The sequence below is a fragment of the Alkalibacterium sp. s-m-28 genome (assembly GCF_054658175.1).
In genome coordinates this window covers 1-333 of sequence record NZ_BAAGIQ010000327.1, presented here as the reverse complement: position 1 = coordinate 333, position 333 = coordinate 1, and the positions used below count along the sequence as shown (strand labels likewise).

General features: G+C 35.4%; 1 protein-coding gene. It reads right to left on the bottom strand.

Annotated features, from left to right (window positions below; all coding sequences use genetic code 11):
* Positions 1-204: 204 nt before the first annotated feature.
* Positions 205-333, bottom strand: a 129-nt coding sequence (locus ACYQ4S_RS12520; RefSeq protein WP_459771504.1) for an ATP-binding protein, incomplete at its 5' end; no start/stop codon positions are given.

The window sequence follows — 333 nt, the reverse complement described above, 5'->3', positions numbered from 1 at the left end:
AGCGACCGGACTTGATTTAACGATAAATTATATAAATGGACAATAAACAATCCAAAAAAACTACCTTAAACAGTGTATTAACAGTGTTTAGGGTAGTTTTTAGTTTTTAAAACTACTAAAGTCAGGAGCTGTGTTTTGCAAGACTTTTCTACACAACATTGCAGCGATAAACTACACAATTTTGCACCTGAAAGATTCTTTTAGTTATTTGTGTTTGGATAGTGCATTCTTTAGTCGAAAACTCTCTCCGGTAAAGCTTAATATGTGAGCATGGTGAATCAGTCGATCAACCAATGCGGCTGTCAGACGAGCGTCAATGAACACTTTATTCCA